Annotated in this window: 5 protein-coding genes; 2 read left to right on the forward strand and 3 right to left on the reverse strand. The window is 68.6% G+C overall.

Annotation, left to right across the window (positions count from 1 at the left end):
* Positions 1-6: 6 nt before the first annotated feature.
* Both VNO22_09535 and rpsP read right to left on the reverse strand, forming a co-directional pair.
* Positions 7-531, reverse strand: a complete 525-nt coding sequence (locus tag VNO22_09535) for a sigma-70 family RNA polymerase sigma factor (GenBank protein ID HXG61606.1) — start codon at positions 529-531, stop codon at positions 7-9.
* 115 nt (positions 532-646) lie between these two features.
* Complete coding sequence (gene rpsP / locus VNO22_09540; GenBank protein ID HXG61607.1) at positions 647-901, reverse strand: 30S ribosomal protein S16; 255 nt, start codon at positions 899-901, stop codon at positions 647-649.
* An 83-nt stretch (positions 902-984) separates the two neighbouring features.
* Here rpsP and VNO22_09545 point away from each other — a divergent pair, with 83 nt between their 5' ends.
* Positions 985-1,533: a hypothetical protein gene (locus tag VNO22_09545; protein HXG61608.1), complete on the forward strand. Its 549-nt coding sequence runs from the start codon at positions 985-987 to the stop codon at positions 1,531-1,533.
* A 10-nt stretch (positions 1,534-1,543) separates the two neighbouring features.
* Positions 1,544-2,422 carry a class I SAM-dependent methyltransferase gene (locus tag VNO22_09550; protein ID HXG61609.1) on the forward strand — a complete coding sequence of 293 codons (879 nt, stop codon included), beginning with the start codon at positions 1,544-1,546 and terminating at the stop codon, positions 2,420-2,422.
* On the opposite strand, the gene ffh is transcribed toward VNO22_09550, so the two are convergent.
* A partial coding sequence (ffh, locus tag VNO22_09555) for a signal recognition particle protein (protein ID HXG61610.1) occupies positions 2,419-3,657 on the reverse strand: 1,239 nt, incomplete at its 5' end. The genes VNO22_09550 and ffh overlap by 4 nt on opposite strands.

The raw sequence follows: 3,657 nt of genomic DNA on the forward strand, positions 1-3,657 counted from the left end.
GTGTGCTTACAGGAGGGTGTCCGCGAACGGTTTCAATTTTTCCACCAGGATTTCACGGGCCCGGAAAAGCCACGTCTTGACGGTGCCGGGGGGAACGTCGAGCGTTCGGGCGATCTCCTGGATGCTGAGATCCTCGAGGTACTTGAGGGTCACGCAGGCCTGGTATTCCGGGGGAAGCTCGCGGAGGGCGGCCTGGAGACGGGCGCTCGGGTCGGCGGGCGCGGGGTCCCGGACGGGGACCTCGGGCAGGGGGGCGGAGGGGCGGCGGCGTTCCTTCCAATTGAGCACGCAGTTGGCGGCCAGGCGGCGAAACCACGGGAGGAAGGGCTGATCGGGGTCGTACTGCCCGAAATTGCGGTACAGTCTGAGGAACACCTCCTGGGCGGCGTCCTCGGCGTCGGCGGCGTTCCAGGTGAGCCGGTAGGCGATGTTGTAGGCGAGTTTCTGGGTGGCTTCCACGACGGTCCGGAACGCCTCGCGGTCACCCAGGCGCGCGCGCAGCAGCGTCTCCCGCGGGATTTCCGGCACCATGCGTTTATTCGGAGAGGTACAGGCGGTCGGAGACGACCGGTTTCAGTATACCCCGAACGGACCGGAAGCGGGGGGCCGGAGAAGGCGGCGGGAGGGCGGTCGGAAGGCCGCCGGCTCACTTCTTGAGATGGCCGGTGTGCTTGAGGAGCCGTTCCAGGGACTCCGAAGGCAGCGCCCCCTTGGAGATCCAATGGGCGTACCGGTCCAGGTCGATCTTCACCTTCTCTTCGGGCTTCGAGGCGCGCGGGTCGTAGGTTCCCAGGTTTTCGAGGTACTTGCCGTCCCGGCGCGTGCGCCCGTCGAAGACCGCGATGCGCCAGAAGGGCAGGTTCTTGCGACCCGTGCGGGTCAGTCGGATTCGGACCGCCATAGGCGCGACACTATAGCAACGGCCCGGGATTGGCGCAACGTTTTTCTCTTGCCGCGGATCGACTCCCGGATAGAGTGGGAAACGTGATCTTCTTTTACTGCCCCGAATGCCGGGAGGAGCTGGAGGCGGAGGATTCCATCCGCGGCACGCGGATGAAATGCCCGGCCTGCTTCAAGGAGATCGAGATTCCGCAGGCGAGCGTGAAGCTTCCGGCCCGCACGGGGCGGGCGGAGGCGCCCGTGCCATCCGAGTCGGGCGAGACGCTTCCGGGGAGCCGATTCATCCTGGTCGTCCTGGCGGCGGGCCTCGTCGGGCTTCTGGTCATCTCGGGGGTGGGCTACACCCTTCACCGGCGGGCGCAGGAGCGGGCCCGGCAGAATCAGCCGGTCTGCGGCGCCTGCGAAGGCAAGGGGAAAGTGACGTGCACGGTGTGCATCGGCGTGCGGCGGTTGCCCTGCGGCGAGTGCTCCGGGACGGGCAAGCGCCGGAACTTCCGCGACCAGGAGGAACCCTGCTACAAGTGCTCGGGCGTGGGGACGCTCGAATGCCAGGTCTGCGGCGGCCGGGGCGACTACGGCTGCACGGGGTGCGGCGGGACGGGGCGGCTGGCGCCGGCGGAGGCGCCCCGGTAGCGGGGACAGGGTGGATTTCGCGACGCTCTGGCGGGACGGGCTGGGCTTCTGGCGGGTCTGGACGCTGACCCTGGGCCGCCGGCACGGGCTCTTCGAACGCCTCGGGCGGCGGCCCCGGCACGACGGCGAGCGCGTGTGGAGGGAGGCGGCGCAGGCGCTGGGGCTTCTGGATCGGCGGGGTGGGCGCTGGGTGCCTGCTCCCGGCGTCCGGAGGCTCCTTCTGGAAGCGGACCATCCGGAGTACCTCGCCGGACACCTCATGTACGGGGCGCTCCGCTCGCTCGACTACGACGCGTTCGGCGAGTTCTTCCGCACCGGCCGCCCGCTCGATCCCGGCGCCCGTCCCCGCCGCACGGAAGCGGTTCGGGAGGCCACGCGCTGGGATCACACGATGTTTCTTCGGCGGCTTCCGCGTCCCGTGCGCCGGCGCCTCGAGCGGGGATGCGACGTCCTGGAACTCGGCTGCGGGACGGGGGAGTGGCTGGCGCTCATGCGGCGGGTTTTCCCGCGTTCCCGATTCCGGGGCGTGGATCCGGACCCGGAGTCCGGGGCCGAGCACGGGCGCGCGGAGACCTACGGGGAAACGTCGGGAGCGGACGTGGTCTATCTTGGCGAAGTGCTCCACATGACGGATCGCGGCCGGACGCTGGCCAACGCGGCGCGCGTTCTGCGGCCGGGGGGTTATCTCCTGGTCGTCGAGGGATTCCTGCCGGAACGGGTGTCCCGGCGGCCGATGGAGGCGGCCCTCTTTGCGATGCAGCTCGACCAGGCGCTTCAGGGCGTACGGTTCATGAAGCGCAGCGAGCTTGTCCTGCCGCGGGAGTTCGAGCGCCCGCGGTTCGTGCGGCTGGGGGGGTGCGTCGCGCTGGCCTGGGCGCGGCGGCGCTAGCGTCGGCGGCCGGGGGGCGCGGGGGGGCCGCCCATGCCCGGGAAGGGGAATCCTTTGCCCTTCTTCATCATCCGGATCATTTTGCGCGCTTCGTCGAACTGCTTGAGGAGGGAGTTCACCTCGTGGACGGGGCGGCCCGAGCCGCGGGCGATCCGCTGGCGGCGCGAGGCGTTCAGAAGCTCCGGGTACTCGCGCTCCTGGGGGGTCATCGACTGCATGATGGCTTCGGCGTACTTGAGCTCGTTGTCGTCGACCTCGCCGGCCATCTGATTGAGCCCGGGGATCATCTTGAGGACCTGGGAGAGAGGCCCCATCTTCTTCATCTGCTGGAGCTGCTTGAGGAAATCGTCGAGGGTGAGTTCGTCCTTGCGGATCTTCTCCTGGAGCTTGCGGGCGTGCTCCTGGTCGATGACTTCCTGGGCTTTCTCGACGAAGCTGACCACGTCGCCCATGCCGAGGATGCGGCCGGCCATGCGGTCGGGGTGGAATTCCTCGAGGTTGTCGATGCGCTCGCCGACGCCGATGAACTTGATGGGTTTTCCGGTGACGGCCTTGACGGAAAGGGCGGCTCCGCCGCGCGCGTCGCCGTCGAGTTTGGTGAGGATGACGCCGTCGATCGATAGCTGCTTGTTGAATTCGTCGGCGGAGCGGACGGCGTCCTGGCCGGTCATGGCGTCCACGACGAGGTAGATCTGGTGGGGGCGGGCGCGCTCCTTGACGTCGCGCAGCTCCTCCATCATTTCGCGGTCGATGTGGAGGCGGCCCTGGGTGTCGAGGATCACGGTATCGCAGCCCTGCTCGGCGGCCTTGGCGATGCCGCGTTCGCAGACCTTGACGGGGCGGCCGCCGGTTTCCCAGTACACGGGGATCCCGTTCTGGGCGCCGAGGGTTTTCAGCTGTTCGACGGCGGCGGGCCGGACGAGGTCGGCGGCCACGAGCATCGGCTTGCGGCCCTTTTTCTGGAGGTACTTGCCGAGCTTGGCGGTGGTCGTGGTCTTGCCGGACCCCTGGAGGCCCACCATCATGATCACGGCGGGCGCGCCCTGGGCGGCCGGAAGGGCGTGGTCCACGGGGCCCATGAGGGCCTCGAGTTCCTTCTGGACGATGTAGATGAACTGCTGGGTGGGGTTGACGCTCTTGAGGACTTCGGCGCCGACGGCCTTGGCCTTGACGCGTTCGATGAAGTCCTTGACGATCTTGAAGTTGACGTCGGCCGAGAGGAGGGCGCGGCGGAC

It is taken from the genome of Planctomycetota bacterium (genome assembly GCA_035574235.1).
GTDB lineage: Bacteria > Planctomycetota > MHYJ01 > MHYJ01 > JACPRB01 > DATLZA01.

Coding starts and splice junctions, on each gene's coding strand:
- VNO22_09535 (HXG61606.1), bottom strand. CDS start 531: ATGGTGCCGGAAATCCCGCGGGAGACGCTGCTGCGCGCGCGCCTGGGT.
- rpsP (HXG61607.1), bottom strand. CDS start 901: ATGGCGGTCCGAATCCGACTGACCCGCACGGGTCGCAAGAACCTGCCC.